This is a genomic window from Vagococcus coleopterorum, assembly GCF_011303955.1.
Classification (GTDB): Bacteria; Bacillota; Bacilli; order Lactobacillales; family Vagococcaceae; genus Vagococcus_D; species Vagococcus_D coleopterorum.
On record NZ_CP049886.1, the window covers coordinates 1,235,769 to 1,255,447 of the forward strand.

General features: G+C 36.3%; 22 protein-coding genes, 1 tRNA gene and 1 pseudogene. 2 read left to right on the forward strand and 22 right to left on the reverse strand.

The genetic code is table 11. The annotated features are described in order from the left end of the window. Positions 1 to 32: 32 nt before the first annotated feature. The 16 genes from G7081_RS06140 to selD form a co-directional block, all read right to left on the reverse strand. Positions 33 to 359 carry a nucleotide pyrophosphohydrolase gene (locus G7081_RS06140; protein WP_166008074.1) on the reverse strand — a complete coding sequence of 109 codons (327 nt, stop codon included), beginning with the start codon at positions 357 to 359 and terminating at the stop codon, positions 33 to 35. A 94-nt stretch (positions 360 to 453) separates the two neighbouring features. Further along, positions 454 to 1,602 (reverse strand): glycine/sarcosine/betaine reductase complex component C subunit alpha, encoded by a 1,149-nt coding sequence (gene grdD / locus G7081_RS06145; RefSeq protein ID WP_166008075.1) that lies wholly within the window; start codon positions 1,600 to 1,602, stop codon positions 454 to 456. A gap of 12 nt (positions 1,603 to 1,614) precedes the next feature. Then, the gene (gene grdC / locus G7081_RS06150; RefSeq protein WP_166008076.1) at positions 1,615 to 3,150 is read right to left on the reverse strand and encodes a glycine/sarcosine/betaine reductase complex component C subunit beta; all 1,536 of its coding nucleotides are present in this window, start codon (positions 3,148 to 3,150) and stop codon (positions 1,615 to 1,617) included. Positions 3,151 to 3,205: 55 nt separating this feature from the next. Beyond that, complete coding sequence (gene grdA, locus G7081_RS06155) at positions 3,206 to 3,673, reverse strand: glycine/sarcosine/betaine reductase complex selenoprotein A (protein ID WP_166008077.1); 468 nt, start codon at positions 3,671 to 3,673, stop codon at positions 3,206 to 3,208. 23 nt (positions 3,674 to 3,696) lie between these two features. After that, positions 3,697 to 4,020 carry a thioredoxin family protein gene (locus G7081_RS06160; RefSeq protein ID WP_166008078.1) on the reverse strand — a complete coding sequence of 108 codons (324 nt, stop codon included), beginning with the start codon at positions 4,018 to 4,020 and terminating at the stop codon, positions 3,697 to 3,699. A gap of 12 nt (positions 4,021 to 4,032) precedes the next feature. Beyond that, complete coding sequence (locus G7081_RS06165; protein WP_166008079.1) at positions 4,033 to 4,995, reverse strand: NAD(P)/FAD-dependent oxidoreductase; 963 nt, start codon at positions 4,993 to 4,995, stop codon at positions 4,033 to 4,035. An 83-nt stretch (positions 4,996 to 5,078) separates the two neighbouring features. Next, entirely contained in the window at positions 5,079 to 6,380 is a 1,302-nt protein-coding gene (gene grdB, locus G7081_RS06170; protein WP_166008080.1) for a glycine reductase complex selenoprotein B, read from the reverse strand. A 22-nt stretch (positions 6,381 to 6,402) separates the two neighbouring features. Then, entirely contained in the window at positions 6,403 to 6,870 is a 468-nt protein-coding gene (gene grdA, locus G7081_RS06175; protein WP_166008081.1) for a glycine/sarcosine/betaine reductase complex selenoprotein A, read from the reverse strand. Positions 6,871 to 6,887: 17 nt separating this feature from the next. Beyond that, entirely contained in the window at positions 6,888 to 8,174 is a 1,287-nt protein-coding gene (locus tag G7081_RS06180; protein ID WP_166008082.1) for a glycine/sarcosine/betaine reductase component B subunit, read from the reverse strand. A gap of 80 nt (positions 8,175 to 8,254) precedes the next feature. Next, positions 8,255 to 8,641, reverse strand: a complete 387-nt coding sequence (locus tag G7081_RS06185) for a GrdX family protein (protein ID WP_166008083.1) — start codon at positions 8,639 to 8,641, stop codon at positions 8,255 to 8,257. A 299-nt stretch (positions 8,642 to 8,940) separates the two neighbouring features. Beyond that, a complete protein-coding gene (gene selA / locus G7081_RS06190) occupies positions 8,941 to 10,335 on the reverse strand; it encodes an L-seryl-tRNA(Sec) selenium transferase (RefSeq protein ID WP_166008084.1) in 1,395 nt (464 codons plus the stop codon). Then, positions 10,328 to 11,500 (reverse strand): aminotransferase class V-fold PLP-dependent enzyme, encoded by a 1,173-nt coding sequence (locus tag G7081_RS06195; RefSeq protein WP_166008085.1) that lies wholly within the window; start codon positions 11,498 to 11,500, stop codon positions 10,328 to 10,330. The genes selA and G7081_RS06195 overlap by 8 nt, the downstream gene beginning before the upstream one ends. After that, positions 11,500 to 13,410, reverse strand: coding sequence for a selenocysteine-specific translation elongation factor (gene selB, locus G7081_RS06200; RefSeq protein WP_166008086.1), 1,911 nt, complete (start codon positions 13,408 to 13,410; stop codon positions 11,500 to 11,502). The genes G7081_RS06195 and selB overlap by 1 nt, the downstream gene beginning before the upstream one ends. A gap of 25 nt (positions 13,411 to 13,435) precedes the next feature. Further along, positions 13,436 to 13,693: a putative Se/S carrier protein gene (locus tag G7081_RS06205; protein WP_166008087.1), complete on the reverse strand. Its 258-nt coding sequence runs from the start codon at positions 13,691 to 13,693 to the stop codon at positions 13,436 to 13,438. A gap of 19 nt (positions 13,694 to 13,712) precedes the next feature. Then, positions 13,713 to 14,309, reverse strand: coding sequence for a sulfurtransferase-like selenium metabolism protein YedF (yedF, locus tag G7081_RS06210; protein WP_166008088.1), 597 nt, complete (start codon positions 14,307 to 14,309; stop codon positions 13,713 to 13,715). Between the two features lie 13 nt (positions 14,310 to 14,322). Then, positions 14,323 to 15,354 (reverse strand): selenide, water dikinase SelD, encoded by a 1,032-nt coding sequence (gene selD / locus G7081_RS06215; protein ID WP_238786631.1) that lies wholly within the window; start codon positions 15,352 to 15,354, stop codon positions 14,323 to 14,325. Positions 15,355 to 15,528: 174 nt separating this feature from the next. On the opposite strand from selD, the gene G7081_RS06220 reads away from it, so the two are divergent. Beyond that, positions 15,529 to 15,625 (forward strand) — tRNA-Sec (locus G7081_RS06220). A gap of 84 nt (positions 15,626 to 15,709) precedes the next feature. Here G7081_RS06220 and G7081_RS07665 read toward each other — a convergent pair. From G7081_RS07665 to G7081_RS06240, 4 genes are all read right to left on the reverse strand, one after another. Next, on the reverse strand, positions 15,710 to 16,591 hold the full coding sequence (locus tag G7081_RS07665) for a TPM domain-containing protein (protein ID WP_166008089.1): 882 nt from the start codon (positions 16,589 to 16,591) through the stop codon (positions 15,710 to 15,712). Between the two features lie 29 nt (positions 16,592 to 16,620). Continuing rightward, complete coding sequence (locus G7081_RS06230) at positions 16,621 to 17,196, reverse strand: LemA family protein (RefSeq protein WP_166008090.1); 576 nt, start codon at positions 17,194 to 17,196, stop codon at positions 16,621 to 16,623. A 155-nt stretch (positions 17,197 to 17,351) separates the two neighbouring features. Then, positions 17,352 to 17,858, reverse strand: coding sequence for a DUF2165 domain-containing protein (locus G7081_RS06235; protein WP_166008091.1), 507 nt, complete (start codon positions 17,856 to 17,858; stop codon positions 17,352 to 17,354). Positions 17,859 to 17,978: 120 nt separating this feature from the next. Beyond that, positions 17,979 to 18,335 (reverse strand): hypothetical protein, encoded by a 357-nt coding sequence (locus G7081_RS06240; RefSeq protein WP_166008092.1) that lies wholly within the window; start codon positions 18,333 to 18,335, stop codon positions 17,979 to 17,981. A gap of 157 nt (positions 18,336 to 18,492) precedes the next feature. On the opposite strand from G7081_RS06240, the gene G7081_RS06245 reads away from it, so the two are divergent. Then, positions 18,493 to 18,831, forward strand: a complete 339-nt coding sequence (locus G7081_RS06245) for a DUF1904 family protein (protein ID WP_166008093.1) — start codon at positions 18,493 to 18,495, stop codon at positions 18,829 to 18,831. A gap of 96 nt (positions 18,832 to 18,927) precedes the next feature. Here G7081_RS06245 and G7081_RS07670 read toward each other — a convergent pair. Both G7081_RS07670 and G7081_RS06255 read right to left on the reverse strand, forming a co-directional pair. Further along, a pseudogene (locus tag G7081_RS07670) lies at positions 18,928 to 19,041 on the reverse strand (hypothetical protein); the annotation flags it as partial. A gap of 115 nt (positions 19,042 to 19,156) precedes the next feature. Next, a complete protein-coding gene (locus tag G7081_RS06255) occupies positions 19,157 to 19,660 on the reverse strand; it encodes a hypothetical protein (RefSeq protein WP_166008094.1) in 504 nt (167 codons plus the stop codon). Positions 19,661 to 19,679 lie beyond the last annotated feature (19 nt).

Here is a 19,679-nt window from a genome sequence, read left to right on the forward strand (position 1 = left end):
ACAAAAGCTAGTAACCGTGAATTGTCAAATCCTTAATCAACTGCTTTCTGATTTAATTCATGGACCTCATCTACAGGATACTTTTCAGCATTTTTTGTTAATTTTTGTCGAACGATATCTTTTATATCTAAATCAAGATCGTCAGCTAACATCATTAAATAGATATAAACATCAGCAATTTCTTCTTGAATATTTTGTTTATTAACTGCTACTGCCTCTTTATCAGTTTTCCACTGGAAATTTTCTAATAATTCCGACGCTTCTAAACTAACAGATATAGCAAGATCTTTGTGACTGTGATATTGTCGCCAATCACGCTCATCACGAAATTGATTTATTTCTTTAAGTAAATCCTCCACTGGCTTTCCCTCCGAATCTTCTTTAATATTATTTTACTATTTTATTCTAAAAAATAAAGCTAAAAGGGTTAACATGCCCTTTTAGCTTTATTAATTATAAATAATTATTTTCTTTTAAAATAGTCTCGGCAGTAGCCATATTAATTTCGCTAACTAGTAGAATTGGACCTGTACACCCCATCCCACTTTCAGCATAAATATGACATTCCCACAGTTTTAGTACTGCATCTTCTAATTCCATCACATCAATACCCGATATTTGTTCTGTCACAACTTCTTTTGGAGGTTGCTCGATAGTTGTTGAAGATGTTTTTTCAACAGGCTGAAGATTTCGACAAATCGCTTTTAAGCCAGCTTTTTCGGCTAACTTATATTCCGCCGCGCTCAAAGATTGTAAATCAGCTTTTGCCATATCGTATGCATAGCTGAGTGCATTAGCTATTACTGGTGCACCACTAGCGCGGGAGACAATTAAAATATTTTGACAATAATCTTTTCCAACCCCAGGTCCGTAACCAAATCCTAATGATTCGAATTGTCCACCTGTTGTATAGCTAGAAAATAGTTTCATCAATAGATTCCCTGTTAAACTATCGCAAACCATCACGTCGCAACTACCAGTTAACAGATCATTCCCGCGCATAACTGCTCCGCCATCTTGCCGTTGGCTTTCACCGAAGGACAAAGAATAACCATTCATTACTAATTCTTTCAGGCTTCTTTCAACGGTCCTTGCCCCATCAACATTTAAGATACCCACAGTCGGGTTCGCATTACCCAAGGCCTTCGCTACTGCAATGCCGTTTATCGTATTATAAACCATTGCCTCATTGCGCACCTGGCTTGTTGTTCCTGTTGTTGTTGCAATCAACAGCTCTTTGCCTAGCGCAGGTGTCACGACGCGACCAACCGTAGCCACCCCAATCGGAAAATTATAATGTAACGTTACACAGGCTGAAATATACCCAGTTGTTAACAGTTCTTCCATTTTGGCATAGCCGGCTTCTTCAGTTTCGCAAACGATTGACTCAACGCCTTCCCATTGTACTTCTGATCCAATCGTTACAACATCAAACAATTGATTTTTACTGGCTATTTTTACAGCTTCTTCCATATTGGCAAGTCCTAATTCACTACCGTTTATTGTCAAACCTATTTTAAGATTAGAACCACTTTTTCCTGTTTCTAAGGATGTTGCAATTTCATCGAATACTTCTTTTATTTTCTCGTCGATTATCGTCATAGCCATCACCACCTAGGACTCCACTGACAGGCTGTCAGTGAACCCACGCAACGCTTTGGCTACTGCCGATTTAACTTCCGATTTCAAATCATTACTCACTTCTGATTTTTCCCCAGAATTTCGTTCGATGATTATTGATACGCCATCAAATAAATTGGTCATTCGCCCTAAGAACAACGAGCCTTTTCCTACAATCATCGCTCTGTCAAATGAACCAGTTGTCAAATCATCAATTGCAAATCCTAAATATGGCACGCCGCTTGGGATGTGGCCTTGAGTTGGTGCCCAACCAGGCATAGACTTTTCATTTACAAAGTTCATCAACTCTTTTTTCTCTAATTCTTTGCGTAAAACTCCCACGGCTGCTATCATTTTTAAGTTTGATTCTGGGACATCACCTGCACCAGCAGGTTTTGTAATGTCAGGATTTTGCATTTCAATTGAGTAGGCATCAATATCATGAACCGTCAATCCTGCTGCGTCAAGAGGCGCAGCGACTAAAGCAGTTGTTACTGCTTGCGGGCTTGATCCACTCGAAACCATATGGCGGCCAACCAAATCTGTTCTCAACACCGGATGTTCACCATCGTTTTCACTAATCAATGCAGCAAAACCGCCTAGAACATCTTCTAGAATTGGCAAGCCTTTGCCAATATGAGACTTCCCGTTCATTCCTAACTTAGCACTAGCTCCACCTGCCACAATCACAACGTTTTTAAACGTCCCAGCTTTGACATGCGAAGCAGCCGTTATAAGTGCATGAGTTGGTGCGGCACAGAACCCTCTTAAATCAGAGCCCGTTGCTTGTGTACAGCCAGATAATTCAGCAATAGACTTTGCAAAATTACCACCACCACGTTGATTCATATCACCACAAGCTTCTTCACTACACTCAATAACATAATCAATTTCTGTCGGATTGAGTCCTTTCAACTTAATTAAATGTCTTAATGCTAAAACACCACTAGCTTTTACAACTAAATTTTCTAAAATAGTGTGGGCGCTTAAGTTAACATCAATTTCATGCGCTGGTAAAACACACCCTACTAAGTCATTGCCAACATACAGTCCTTCCGCATGCCGAGCAGTCACCTTTTCTGCCAACCAAATAGCTTCCTGACCTTCTTTAATTTTAGATACATCTTCTGAAAATAATTCATGTTTGCCAATCGCTTCTTTTACTTTTACGGAAAAATTTTTCTCAAGATGTACCAACTCAAAGACATCACAAATTTGTAATAATCCATAAAATTCTTCTTCTGGCATAATCTCTCCAAAGCGACCAAATCGTTCGCCTTTACACTCACTTGAAACCCATGGTTGTGGTAGCTCTTTTAAATCTGATGGTTTCATATTACCAATGTAAGTTTGATTCGGGGCATAGTTAACAACCTGATCATAACTCCGAATATTCCCTTTTAATTGTTTTAAATACTCACTATCTGGATTAACGATTTTTTCAGTTGTTTGTGTGGTTCCATTATGTTCAATCATGTCGGGAGTATGAACCAAAATATAACTCGCTCCATTAAGCGTTGCAAAACCCATGATAACCCTCCTCTGATAAAAAAGGGAGGCAAGCCTCCCTTAGGTTCTTTTTAATTTAATACTTAGCAAACTCTTTACGAATACCAGAAACTTCTTCAATGATTTCGTCTACCTCTAAAATCATTTCCATCATCCCGATTTGATCTTCGTAAACAGTACTATCTACAAATTCTTTAAATTCTGGCTCTAACACATGATACACAGCTAAACCTAGCTGGACATTTGTTAGTGGACCAGCAAATGTTGGATCGCCGTTTGTAACAGTTTCAGCAGCTAGCCCAGCTGCTTCATATTCTGCTGCACCAATTAATACGACCACATTTTCTGCGCCGAATTTTTCTGCTGCTTCTTTAACACGTTTTTGGTTTTCCAAGTCCATGGCACCTGCGGCCGTTCAGACGAAGCATTCCGTTGATGAAAAGACCACATCTACAGATGTTCCTTTCAAACATTCTTCAATGGCTAACCCTGGAATCCCATCACGATCACCAATGATCATGATTTTTTTATTTTCTAATGACATTTATTTCCCTCCTAAACTATTATTTAACAGTTTGCTTTTAACATCTCTACTAATGACTCTTTAGTGATATCATCTTTGGTTAATTCAGCTACCTTCTCACCATTTTTAAATATCGAAATAACTGGTAGTCCCATAATTTTATGTTTAATGCAAAAACGACGGACACCTTTTTGGGAAGTATTAAATTTTGTGAAATGGAAACAATCACTATATTCAGCTGATACTTCTTCAACCATTGGCATTAATGCGATACAATTCTCACAAGTTTCTCCCCACCAATCAATAACTACTGGTTTGTTATTTTCTATTACTTCCGCATCAAAATTTTCAAGTGTTAATTCCAACATGTTAGCTCCTCCTTACGATTTCATTTTTTCTACATATCTTTGGACTGCAAATGCGGCTGTGGCACCATCACCAGTAGCAGTCACAACTTGTCTTAACAATTTAGGACGAATATCTCCCGCTGCAAACACACCCGACATACTTGTTTCTAGTGAGTCAGTAGTTTCAAGATAACCCCAATCATTTAACGTTAGTTTTCCTTGATATAAATCAGTTTTTGGAACATAACCGATGAAGACAAAAATGCCAAACGTACCATCTTCTTCATCTGCTTCAATTAATTGCGTTTCTTCTGTTTCCACATTTTTGATGACCATGCTCTCAACTAATCCATCACCTTTTATCTCCGTCACAACACTATTAAAAATATAGTCAATCTTAGGATTATTTTCAGCCTGTTCCACAGCAATCGCTGATGCTGTTAATTCTGATAAATTTTGAATGATTGTTACTTTTCGAGCAAATGTTGTTAAAAATAAGGCTTCTTCAACAGCTGAGTTTCCTCCGCCTACAACATATACCTCAAGGTCCTCAAAAAATGCCCCATCACACGTTGCGCAGTATGACACTCCTTTACCTTTCAAGTCTTCTTCACCAGGACAACCAATTGCTCGTGGCTCAGCCCCATTTGCACAAATGACTGCGTAGCATTGGAACTCGCTACCATCTTGGCATTTTATTACCTTAACTTTTCCTTCTAAATCCAATGAAACAACTTCTTTTCCCACCATTATCTCAGCACCGAATTTCCGGGCTTGATCTGCCATTCTCGCAATCAATTCCGCCCCTGAAGGTTCTTCGCCACTGCCTTCTATAGCCCCAGGGAAATTAGCAATTTCATGAGTTAAAGCTATTTGTCCCCCAAGTTTCGTTTTCTCTAAAACCAAAGTTTTTAATCTTGCTCGTGAATTATATAAAGCAGATGTTAAGCCGGCTGGCCCACCACCAATTATGACAACATCATACATTTCTGCCATTTTTTCACATCCTTCTTAACTTAGTCACATCGCTTTTTTGCATAAGATACCCAACCTACAACCTAGTAGCTTAGATTATTTTTTTATTCAAATACTGTTTGCTCAGAAATTTCAGTTGTCAAAGCTTCTAGCGCTTTATCGATAATGCCACGACGTAATTTTTTCTCATCTTCTTTACTTAAGCTTGGATTGCCTAATGGATGTGGAATAGCTATGGCTGGAACAATCCTGTTCGCACCAACTGTTAGTGAAATCGGTACAACTGTACAAATATGCACTACTGCAATTCCAGTTTTTTCAATTTCTTTTACCATCGTTGCTCCGCAACGAGTACAAGTTCCTCATGTAGAGGTTAAAATAACTGCTTGAATACCATCTGCAACTAATTTTTGAGCAAATTCTGATGCAAATTTTTTCGCATTTGCTACAGATGTCCCATTACCAGTTGTTGTATAGAAATAACGATATAGTTCTCCAATTTCGCCAGCATTTTCTTTTTCCCTCATGATATCAACAGGTAAGACGCGGTCAGCATCTTGATTCGCATACATTGGGTCATAACCACCATGTGCGGTTTCATAGGTTTCTTCTGTTAGATCCGTCACACCCTCAATATCGTATTCACCATATTTAGAGGCGCTTGATGATTCGATATGATCAGGATTCCCTTTAGGTACAATCCCACCAGAAGTCACTAAAGCAATTTTGGCATTTGCCATGTCTTTAATTGCTGCTGCTGGTTCAACATTATCAAATTCTGGCATTGGGAATTCTGTTACATATTCCTCGCCTTTCATTTTCTTAACTAACATCTCAACTGCCCGTTCAGATCCTCGTTTAGTTTCTTCGAAGTTTTTCCGATGACGAACGATGTATCCATCTTCTAACGGATCAACTATTTCACCTTTTAATAGTTTTAAAATAACTTTCGTCATAGCAGGGACAGATTTTCTCATGGTTGCTGCCGATTTTCCTACTGGTACGATATAGGCATCTTTTTTATATAAATCTACTCCCGGATTTTCTTCATACATACCTGTTACAACGGGAATATTCAGAACTTCCATAACTTCTTTTGCAACAGCACCACAAGCCACACCGTAGCGTCCTGCATTAAACGCTGGTCCTGCAATAACTAAATCAGGAGAATATGATTTAATCATTGCTAAAACTTCTGCCAAAGCTTCTTCAATGTTTTCCCCGAAATAACTGTCACCACAAACGACTGTCCCAACAATTTCGACGTCTTCACCTAAAGCCGACGAAAAAGCTAAACCAGGGCCAATGATCTCATCTTTTTTAAATGGTTTCGTATTAGCGAATTCTTCACCACCAATCCCAGCATAAAATTGGTTTATATAATGCACTACCTTATACTTTGTCATAGTAACCTCCTTCTAACATTTTTTAATATTTAGTAAACTCTTTACGAATACCAGAAACTTCTTCAATGATTTCGTCTACCTCTAAAATCATTTCCATCATCCCGATTTGATCTTCGTAAACAGAACTATCTACAAATTCTTTAAATTCTGGCTCTAACACATGATACACAGCTAAACCTAGCTGGACATTTGTTAGTGGACCAGCAAATGTTGGATCGCCGTTTGTAACAGTTTCAGCAGCTAGACCAGCTGCTTCATATTCTGCTGCACCAATTAATACGACTATATTTTCTGCACCGAATTTTTCCGCAGCTTCTTTAACACGTTTTTGGTTTTCCAAGTCCATGGCACCTGCGGCCGTTCAGACGAAGCATTCCGTTGATGAAAAGACCACATCTACAGATGTTCCTTTCAAACATTCTTCAATGGCTAGCCCTGGAATCCCATCACGATCACCAATGATCATAATTTTTTTATTTTCTAATGACATTTATTTCCCTCCAATTTTTAATTACCTTTGGCAGACATTTTATTAAAACCTAATTCGTTGGTCGCGCCGGTAATCGCTTGAATTTCCACTTCAATACTGCCATCTTCCCGCAAGCTCCCATCAAAACCACCCGCGATTGAATCCACATAGTCGTATTGTCCAATCAAATGTTCCATTGGTGGTAAAACAATTGTTTCGTTTGCATTCCCACCAGTGACAACCGCTGTTGCAAGTTTATCTGCATCAGCTAAGGATTGACTTGCTCCATCACGTCCTGCATATTCATCCGTTACAATCACAGTATTTATTCCTTTTTGTTCAATTTTTTTACAGTTCATAATTAAATCTGTATCAGGATTACCAAAACCTTCTTGCGTAATGATAACTCCGTCTAACCCCATAAATTCAGCAAGTTTACTTGTCATATCACTCGATCTTTCTTTATCTGCCAAATAAACTGTTTCATTCGTAATAATGACACCCATAAAGTTTAAATCTTTGCCATGCCGTTTATATAAATCTTCAATGACTGGATTATTTAAATGATGATACGTTGTATTTTTATCACATGCCGAAACACAATTTCCGCTTAGAACCGCTCCATCCATTACCTCAGTAGGATAAAGAATTGTTGGAATAATATGTTTGGCATCCGCACCATAAACATACGTATCGTGTAACAAACCTTGAGTTTGTAGCATATAGACATAGCCGACTTTCGGTAAATCTGGGTGTTGTGCTGCTTGTTCAAACAAAGGTAATGTTTCATATTCAGTGATTTCATCTGGCTCAACCTCTGCACCCAGCTTACCAAGATATTCTCCGATTTTTAACCCGGCAAGGCGAGCCGCCTCTTCATAGCTATGTGGTTCTAAATCTTTTGCCGGTTCAAGAACCAAGCATATATTAATCAAATTTGAGAATGGTGTTTTATCAGCCCCTGGTCCTACCATATCAACGATTCCCTCTTGGAAACCAACGATTTTACCAACGGTCATCACGCCACACCCTTTTAAGACATGCGTTCTACCAGAACCAACCATTGAGACTTTATTTATGACTCCAGGAAACATTTCACCATGACCATGAACCTTACACCTAGGTTCAACAACATCTTTTACCGGTGTGATTCTAATACTATCGCCAGGGTTTGCAATTTCAATTTTACAGTCTGTCAAACGTTCATCAGCAAGAACTAACTCTTTAACTTTTTCTTCATTTACATACAAAGTATGTTCCAAAACTTTTGACTCTGTCCCTAAGATAACTTTTTCAATCATAATTTTACCTAGTTCCAATTTCATCCCTTCACCTCATTTCAAATTTTAAAAATCAATCAATCACAGTGTTTATTTTCAGCCTCACCTCCTTTCAATTTTGAAAATCAACTGACTTTTAAGCCTATTCTTTCAAACGTGCTCATCATAATGTAGTAATCCACCCAAGCAAAATCAGTTAATATCTTTTCATTCCAATTCGGAACAGGTTGGTTGTTTAAAAATTTCTCAACCACTGCTTCAGCTGATTCAATTAAAATTAAGCTCTCCAAATCAATCTCTTCTTTTTCCGAATCAGTTAATATGATTGTCTTATAAATCGTTTCATTTGGTTTGATACTGCCACTAAGTGGATGAATTAAAAGTGTTTGTTTTCCTTCGACAACATAGCGCTTTGCTATGACTAAAATCGTTTGATAATCAACTTCCTGATAGTCTATTTTTTCTGACGTTTTTAAATTAGCAATTTTCGGATTATTTGTTAAAATCACCATATTATCATCTCCACACAAAAAAACTGCCTTCAACCATTAAAAACAACTCGAAACGACTGTCCCAAAAACGGGACACAATCCTTCCTTGATATTGTTTTGCATAGTTAAAAACAGTTTTATGAATTTGTTTTAAATTGTTAAATAAAATGATTACACTAAGGCCAAATGGGAATAGGCAAACTTGCCCCTTTTTACTAGATTGTCATGATTTTTTTAAGATAATCCCATTTACTAAAAACATAATGTAACCCCTTTCATTTGATGAGTTCATTGTATCACAATCTACCGGTAAAACAAGACTATTTAATAATTTTGAGAACTTTTTTTATTGCTAATCCCAAGTCAACTAACTCATCGTCTTGAACTGTTCTCATATCAAAAACTAGTTGGTTATCTTTAATCCGGCACACCACAGGAATATCGCATTGCCTTAGCTGTTCACTAAAATCATGACAAGAAATATTCATGCTTGATACTGTGACACAAATGGTTGGCAGTGTCACTTCTGGAAATGAACCGCCACCAACTTGTGAGCAATCTTCTAACAGATTTACAGATAAAGCGTTGTTCCCTTTTAATTGATCTGACAATTTATTTCCTCTAATCTCTAATTCTGTAACGCCTTGCTTTAATGCTCTAATAATTGGAATTGTTTCATGACCATGGTCTGGTTGCAAATAAGCTTTCAATGTTTGCTCAAGTACAGCCAAAGATAATTTATCAATTCTCAATGTGCGGGTTAATTGATTTTTTTTCATTTTCTCGATAAGAACCTTTTTTCCAACAATTAACCCTGACTGTGGACCACCTAACAACTTATCACCACTGAACGTGACAATATCACAACCACTTTCAATTGCTTGGCTAACAGTCGGCTCTGGTGGCAACCCCAGGTCTTCCAAGCTATAAAATAAGCCACTCCCCAAGTCATTGACTAACGGCAGATCATGTTCTCTAGCTAGTGAAGCAAGTTGATCTATTGCTACACTTTCGGTAAAACCAACTACTTTATAATTACTCGTGTGAACTTTTAAAATCGCTCCAGTATTTTCATTTATAGCCTTTGCGTAATCCTCTATTTTGGTTTTGTTGGTAGTCCCAACCTCTTTGATAATCCCTCCACTTAATTCAATAATTTCTGGGATTCTAAATGATCCTCCGATTTCTACTAGTTCGCCTCGCGAAATAATAATTTCCTTCCCTTTCGCAATAGTTGACAATGCTAATAACACCGCTGCAGCATTATTATTAACAACAAAACCCGCCTCGGAATGACTTAAACTAATTAAATCTTTTTCTATCACTTGATACCGTGAGCCTCTTTTACCAGTTGTTAAATCGTATTCTAAATTAGAATAACCAAAAGCAACTTCTAACAACTTTTCTTGTGCTGATTCTGATATTCTCGCTCGTCCAAGATTAGTATGTAACACTACTCCAGTAGCATTTATTACACGTTTTAAGCCGCTCTTTTCTTTTCTATCCAAAGTACTACAGGCGTAATCTATCACTCCGTTTTCAGTGATATCGATGGTTATTTTATTTAGTAAGACTTCTTGGCGTAATTTTGTGATGCCATCTTGAATAGTTTCTTTAACCATTTCACGCCCAAATTTCACTATGTAAATTTCAAGTTCAGATCGCCTTAATAAATCGTCAACTTTAGGAATTTTTTTTAATAACTCTTTATTCACTCCATTCACCTCTATTCACTAAATCAATAATGTCCTTAACTGCTTTGACCCCGTAGTCAATTTCCTCAACAGTTGTAAAGTGGGAAAAAGAAAAACGTAACATTCCTTGCGATTCTGTCCCAAACGATTTATGAATCAGTGGGGCGCAGTGTAATCCCGAACGAACAGCAATGTGATATGTTTGAGATAAATAATCCGCCACTAACGATGATGAAATATCCCCAATATTAAACGTTACTATTGGCATCCTTTTGGTTGTGCTGTAATCACCATAAAATTGTAGTAACGGCTCATCTTTTAAGCGATTGTAAAAATTAACTGCATATTTTGAGGCTTTATTAGCTAACTTTTCTACTCCGTTCTCACTAAGGTAGTTAATTCCCGCATGCAAGCCTACAATACCTGGTAAATTCATTGTCCCAGCTTCTAAACACGTCGGGTAATCAGTCGGATGTTGATGATCGCTCGAATGACTTCCACTGCCACCAACAAGTAAGGGGTTAATGAAGATTTCTTCACTGAAACATATACCGCCAATCCCTTGTGGCCCATATAGCGATTTATGACCTGTAAAACAAAGAATATCAATTCCTTCTTTTTTCATATCGATGACACGATTACCGGCAGACTGAGAAGCATCTAGAATTAATAGGATATTTTTTGCCTGACAGAGAGTTGCTAGTGGTTCTAAATCGGTTATGTTGCCGGTCACGTTAGACGCATCGGTGACAACGAATGCTTTCGTGTTAGGCGTGATTAACCTTTCCGCTTCCTCTATTTGTAACGTTCCATTATGAGGATCACAGGTAATAAAACTCAAGCGTGCGCCTGACTCTTCTAATTGATAAAGAGGTCTCAACACTGAATTGTGTTCTGAATTAGTTGTGATGATATGATCTCCGGCAGAAAATAACCCTTTGATAACCTGATTCAGCCCCATTGTTGCATTCATTGTGAAAATCACGCGTTGACTTTCGGTAATCCCAAAAAAATCTGCTACAGCTTGCCGTGTTCTAAAAACTTCACGATAACTATTCAAAGAGTAGTCATGACCTCCCCGCGCTGGGTTACCAAAAGTATTATTTTGCAGCACGTCCGTCATTTTTTCTATCACAGTTATTGGTTTCTTTAACGATGTAGCACTGTAATCAAAATAACATTCCATCAAATCTCACCTACTTCTTTATGTTGGGGAGCTACCAATCGGCGATAATCACCATCACGATACGTGATCTTCAAATCGTCCAAATGTTCCAGGAAAAGTAAAGAATATTTTCGAGATGACTTTAATAAATCACGACATTCCGCTAAACTAATTTGTTCATTCGCTTGAAGGAATGCTGTTACATTATTCATTGCTCGGCGATAATTTTTTTTATGTAAAATAATATCATGAGTAAGATAAACAATTACATCGTTTCCAAGTAATCCAATTACATTTAATGCCTCTAGATTCTTAGCCGTTAATTCTTCTAATGTATATGGTTGAAATTGATCGACTAACAATAACTGTTCGACTTCTTTCATTGCAACTTTTAATCCATCTGGAATAGCAACTCGATGTGTTTTTAGTGCTAATATTTTATCTGTTTGCGAGATTAACTCCCGCGTTTCTAGGTCATGATAAATCAACTCTAATTCTTTTAGTTTCAGCCCAGGAAAAACACTATGAAAAGAAGCTTTATCCATTCCTAGTTTATATGGATTAGAATGATGAAAGTTTGTTAAATTCGAGATAATTTTTTCTTCTATTTCATGGAGACGTTCAAAAAGCATGACCCCTCTGCCGATTTTTATTAGGCGATTCTTTCGAATTAAATCTTCTATTCCTAAAGAAACCTCCGATGGACTACTATTAATATGATCGGCGATTGATTTAATGGTTTGAATCAACTCAGGCTGTTGTTGTAAATAAATAATTATTAAGTCAGAAATATCGCCCTTTTCTTTAATCATTAACGATTGCAATAGCCCTTCTTTATAACGACGATGCTTACTTGGCAATGTCTCTAAGATAGTACCACCAGCAATCGTCCGAACAGGAGAATAACTTCTGATAATAAAGTGATCGCCTTTTTTCACTACCACTTGTTCTTCTAATCTAAGCTGTAAAAAGCCTTCTTCACCCGGCCCAATCTCTTCAGCACCTAAAGGAACGACTCTAGCTAGCACCTCTTGTGTTCCTACATGGAAGTGAACACGATCCCAAAGAGACAGTTTGTTTTCTAAAAAATCTAAACAGGTAACCTTAATATCCAGCATCCAACTGGATTCAACATTATTTAAAACGGTTAATGTATTGCCTCGAGAAAGTTTATCGCTAGTCACTTTAGTTAAGTTGATAGCTGTTCTTTGTCCTGGGAAAGCTTGCTGTTGATTTTTTTCGTGCACTTGTATATTTCGAATTTTAGTTTTAATACCTTGTGGATAAATTACCACATCATCCCCAACAGACAAGCTGCCTTCCAAAAGCGTTCCTGTTACAACCGTCCCAAAACCATTAACAGAAAATACCCGATCAATATTTAGACGTGGATCTAACGTGTTTTTTTCTGAATCTGTGAGATCTTCTACTTTGTTTTTGATTTCTTCTTTTAATTCAGAAAGACCAAAGCCTGATACAGCATCCGTTTTCACGATGACACTTTTTTCTAAAGCTGTTCCTTTAAATTGTTCTTTTAAATCTTCCAAAACCAAGTCTGCATAGTCAGGCTCAACACTATCACACTTGGTAAGAACCACAATAAAATCTTTAACTCCTAACAGTGAAAGAATATCGATATGTTCCTGCGTTTGAGGCATAACCCCTTCATTAACATCAATCACCAACATAACCAAATTTATACCTGCAACCCCAGCCAACATATTTTTTATAAATTTCTCATGACCTGGCACATCTACAATCCCAACTTGTCGACCGTTAGCTAAATTTAAATATGCAAATCCAAGGTTAATAGACATCCCTCTCTTGAGTTCCTCTTTCGTAACATCTGTTTCAATTCCTGTTAGAGCTTTAACCAAAGTGGTTTTCCCATGGTCGATATGTCCAGCAGTTCCAATTACCACACGCGTCACACGCTACACCTCCCAAAAGATTATGCTACTCACATTCCTCAATTTTCCAATTAAAATGCTGATCTTTTTGCTTGTAATAAATCAAGGGCTGACTGATACCGATGCCATGACAACTTTCAATCACTTGAGAATAATCAGTCCAATTAAATTTTAAAGATAGTCCACAGCTAGAAGATATTGATTCCGGAGTCGGAATCAATCGAGCCTTAATCCCTTTTTTATTGATAGTCTCTTCCAGTGTCATCCCTTTATGCGTTGATTCAACAACAACTAACCCTTCCATAAAACACACCTCTCATTTACTAAGGTTTCACAACATGATGTGCTGTAGACATTAACTCAACAATTCGATACATATTTGTGATTTCCCCCACTGCTAAGCGCTCTGTCAAACCATAAAAATCTAAACAAGCACCGCATGTTAAGATTGATACCCCCCGTTCCGAAATTCCTTTTAAATCTTCTAACACCGGCGAATTTTCCACGGTTAATTTCGCACCACCATTATAAAAAAGAATACAAGTAGGCTGGAAATCTTGTTCTGCCAAAGCATAAATAAAACTTTTCATAAGCGACTCACCTAATTGTTGATTTCCTTGTCCCATTACTTCAGTATCAACAGCAACAACAACGTTGGTATTAGATTTATTTGGCTCTAAAATGACATTATTTTGGACTGGACTGTTACTGCTCCCTGTAGATAAAATCACTTTAAATGACTGATTACTTTCTTTAATAACATTTACTTTATATTGTTTTACTTCAGCTAATTTTTTTAAGTTTTCTGTCGCAATCTGATTATCAACCAACACCTCAATGCAATTATTTTCTTTAAGAGCTTTTTTTGCTTCAATTACTGGCTTAGGACACGTTAAACCTCGCGCATCAACTTGTTTCATTGTCAATTCCTCCTTACTCTATAATGATCTTATGAGTATCCAATTCAACTACTTTTCCAATCACAGATGCAAGCTGGTCCACTTGCTGTAACTCATCAACTAATTTTTTTGCATATTCAGCTGGCACACTGATTAATAAGCCCCCAGAAGTTTGTGGGTCAAACATTAATTCCTCAATAGCAAAATCATCACATTTGAATAAAACTTTATCGTTTAAAAAATTACGATTACGTTGTCCCCCAGCTGTCACTAATAATTCTTGCGCACATTCATAAGCACCACTAATAACTGGAATATCCCTGCTTGTTAAGTACGCTGTTTGATTCTCACCAAGCATTTCGCTTAAATGACCTAATAACCCAAATCCTGTCACATCAGTACAACTGCTCACCTTATGTTTAACTATCACTTCACTAGCATATTTATTTAGTGTTGTCATTGAACTTATCGCTTCAGCAAAATTTTCATCAGTTGTTTCACCTACACTATACGCTGTTGTGATGATTCCAACACCAATTGCTTTAGTCAAAATCAAGATATCCCCAACTTGGCAATTATTATTTGTCAAAATATTATCGGGGTGTATTGTGCCAGTAACAGATAAGCCATACTTAGGTGTACTGTCGTGAATTGAATGCCCCCCAACCAATAAAGCTTTTGCCTCTTGAATAACCTCACTACCACCACGTAAAATCTCTCCCAATATATTGATATCCATTTCTTCGGGGAAACACACAATATTCATGGCAGATAACACTTTTCCACCCATCGCATAGACGTCACTTAATGCATTAGTCGCAGCAATTTTCCCGAATAGATAAGGATCACTTACCATCGTGGGGAAAAAGTCTAAAGTTTGAATTAAGGCCACATCATCTGACAACTTAATCACTCCCGCATCATCTGTTGAATCAAACCCCACAAGCAAACGATCGTCATTAGTTTGTGGCAGTCCATTTAATAATTTGCTTAAATTACCCGGTCCAATTTTCGCGTTGCAACCACCACATATAAATAATCCCCCAAATTCATTTATTTTTTCCAAAACAAGCACCCCTTTCAAGCGTAAGCGTTTACAATTATAAGTAAAAAAATATCAATCTTTTTGTTCATTGTATCACAATGTGTCGGGATTTAAACTAATTTAAATTAAATTACTAGGATATTATTAGCAAATTAAAGCTTGACTGATTCAAATTTTCTATGTTATTCTTGCGTTGGGATTGGATGGGTTCTGGTGTTCCCTGCGGTCTTCAAAACCGTTATGAGGAGTTAAGAGCTTCTTAGGTGGGTTCGATTCCCACACATTCCCGCCAATTGTGAATTAAATAACATTATATATATATTAAAAGCTTGGACAAAATTGTCCAGGCTTTTTTGTATAAAAAAAGAAGCAAGTATTATCTACTTGCTCCTCCACCACCAGAACTACCTCCGCCACCGAAGCTACCTCCACCACCGAAGCCACCACCGCCGCCAAAACCGCCGATGTTGCCACTTCCTCGTGAAGCTGCCCTTGCAACTGCTGCACGTTTACGTGCCATATAAGCAGCATAAAATGCTACCCACGTAATTCCGTATTTGATTAAAAATTCATCTGCACCATGTTCTTGATAGAAATTAATTTTCTCGCGATCTTTAACTTCTCGAACTGTTGAAACACCAAAGGCATACATAAAGAATAAGAAGAAAATCATCATTTCTGGATTATTCATTACGAAGTACTTGAATGATTTCCACACAGATGCTTTGGTCGCTTTAATACCACCCTCAGCGATGTCTGCATCAACTTGTGTGACAACGTCATTAAAGACACTTGTCAGCCCACGAGATTTAGCTGCTTTATCGCTTGCTTTAATATCTTCTAGATACGTATCGAGAATCATACCTGCCATACCGTCTGGAATACTTCCTTCCATCCCATATCCAACTTCGATTCTGACCTTGTTAGTATCTAAATCATATAATATTAATATGCCGTTATCGTAATCTGCACTACCTATTTTTTTATCTTCAAAAATCTTAATTGATTCAGACTCAATATCACCTGTGGACATACGAGGTAAGGTCATTACCACAATTTGCGGAGCCTTATCTTTGTATTTATTCTCATAAGCAATATTTTTTGCAGAAATTAACTGCTTGTCTTCTTCTCTTAAAATATTGGCATAGTCAGCAGCAAAGAAATCATCCACGCCATTGACACGCTGAGCATCAGCAGTAAAAGATAAGCCTACGAATAGGCTTAATGTCATAAACAACATTGTTAGTATACGCTTCATCGTAGACCCTCCTTGATTATTAACAGTTATTATTTATCAAATGATACTTCTGGAGCTTTTTCAGCACCAGCATCTGCTTTGAAGAATTCTTTTGCATCAAATCCGAAGACTTTTGCTACCATATTACCTGGGAAACGTTTAACTTTAACGTTAAATGATTTAACAGCTGAGTTGTAACGATCACGTTCAGTTGAAATACGGTTTTCTGTTCCTGATAATTCATCCATTAACTTAGTCACGTTTTCACTTGATTTAAGTTCTGGATAGTTTTCAACGATTAAAGTTGTTAAACGATTAACTTGACTTGATAATTCGTTTTCTGCTGCAACTTTATCATCTGTTGTTTTGGCACCTTGAACTGCTGCACGAGCATCAGCGATTTTACCAAAAACTTCTTGTTCTTGTTTCATTTCACCTTGAACTGAATTTACTAAGTTAGGGATTAAATCATGACGACGTTGTAATTTGCTTTCAACGTTAGCCCAAGCAGAATCAACTTCTGTTTCAGCTTGCATAAATCCGTTATACATACCACCAAACATAATTGCTAAGACTGCAATGACACCTAAAATCCAAACAATTGGTTTTTTTGCTAAATTTTCCATTTTAAAATACCTCACACTTCTATTTTAATTACACCATTATTATAGCATACGCTCATAATTCCTCGCTAGTTTTAGATGCGAACAAATTTAAATTAGAAATAATTTTACTTTTCCTTAACAAATAAAAAAGACTACTAAATGTAGTCTTTTATTTGTTAGCTCTCACGTTCTGAAGTATGAAAAATACCTAGTAACACAGCAAAAAGAATTGATAACCACATCGCAATAGGTTGGCCATTCCAAGATGGGGATAACCACATTTTAAACCATTCTCCGCCAATATCGATAAAACCAAAGAACCAAATCAATAACGTAAAGACAAATGTTAAGTAACCCCACAATTTCGCTTTAAAAAATGTCGCTTGATCTTTGTTCAGCGCCTTAATTAACTTGTATAAGGCAATTACTCCAATTAAAAATGTAGCTGTTTCAAAACAAATCAACATTGTATAAGCCGTTTTCCAAATTATTGGATTATCAAATGTCCGCCAATGAACCACACTCTCAACGGTATCCATGGACATAACATGTTTTACAAATTGGAAATTATCATCCCAGGCGAAAAAAATATTATCAATAATGACAAAAAATGTAAATGACGTGGGCATCAAAACAGTAAAAATTTTTAACAAACGATCAACCTTGCTTTCTGTTAAATTCATAGCTATTCCTCCTCTGTTTAAGATACCCGTATTGTAGCACTCAGATAGTGTGAATCGTCTTTTTTCAACTCATAAAAAAATAAAAAAACACGCATATTCATGCGTGTTTTGAATATTAAATTACATAGTGTTTATAGTAATCTTAAAGTTATCTGAAGCAAAATTTATACTAGTAAAATTCAATGAAACATCATTAATTTTCAACAGTAAAACAATTTCATATAATTTTAAAAATCCTTCTAAATCATATTGTTCTTTATTAATCTCTAATTCAGAAAATTCTTTGAATTGGTTTTTAGTTAGTAACTCCTCAAATTGATTTCCTCTGATTAAGTTTAAAAAATCACCGACTTTTCTTTCCTCCAGCACGCTACGTTTCATATCTTGGAGGTCCCCTGCATCATCAATACAACATTTATCAAACTTCATAAATGACTGGCTATACTTATCCTCAAGCTTCTTTTCAAATCGTTTCATTCATCTTCACCTCTTCAGTCGTCTCTACATTAAGTGTAACACGTTGGATACAAGCACTCTAATTATTAGAACTCATTTTGACTAAGATGGTATTTATTCTAATTAATTTGTTTTATAATAGTCTTATTAAAAATAACTGATTAAAGGAGTTTTATTTATGCCAAGATTTATATTTAAAAACGTAGAATTTGAAGACGTAAAATCACTTTCTCAAACATTATCAGTCAAAAGTGCTGAAATAATTGATTGCCCTATTGATTGGATTACCTTTGAGCACGTTAGCAACACAATTTTTTTAGAAGGAAATGATATCACGTCAAGCATGTTATTCTTAGAAGTTAGTTGGTTCAAACGCAGCCAAGAAGTTCAAGATCAGCTTGCAACGTACTTAAACTCAACCCTTAACAAGTATTTTAATGAGGAAAAAGAGATTACGATTATCTTCCACACTCTTGAAGAAGCTAACTATTATGAAGAAGGTCAGAACTTTCTATAATTTAAATGATTAGTAAAGCCATACTAACTCGTATGGCTTTTTGAATACAAAAAAACTCATCCCAAAAACAGGATGAGTTAAACGAATCAATTAAGATTATTTATTTTTTAAGTTGTAGAATGAATCTAAACCTTTGTATTGAGCAGTATCGCCTAATTGATCTTCGATTCTTAATAATTGGTTGTATTTAGCAATACGGTCAGACGAACTTTTCTTTTATTTAAAGAAAATCATATCACATAAAGCTTTATATCAATACTATTAAAAGTGGATTGTTATGTACTACTAACTAGGATGCATTTTGTAGTTAGCAATATCCAACTCATCATCTAATTTTTAAATAATCTAAAATAGTTACTAAATTAGCAATAAATCCAGCAAGTGCTCCTATGATAAAAAATAAAATTTTAACATTAGGTATCATGCCTTTATTAATAGATTTTTCAGTACTTTTTATTTCTTTAGTTACTTCTTTGGTCATTTTTTTTGAATTTCTTACTGTAATTTGTTCTGAGACACCTACAAAAGTTCCAAATACTCCTATTAAAAGTAAAAGAACTCCAACTATTTTAATTAAAATTGAATTTATAAAAAATAAGCTGATTGCTGGTACTAAAAATAATATTCCTATCCCAATTGAAGCAAAGCCTTTTCCATTATCAAAAGATTCAAGTTCTATTCCTAAACCTGCTACTCCAACTGACACGAGTACTATACTAAAAACTGTTGTTATTAGAGTTTGTTTAAAAACAATTGGTAATACTATTCCAACTACAATTATAGCTAATGCCAAGCTAAATCCAATACCTGAATTTTTATCATCTTTCATTACATCACATCACTCTCTT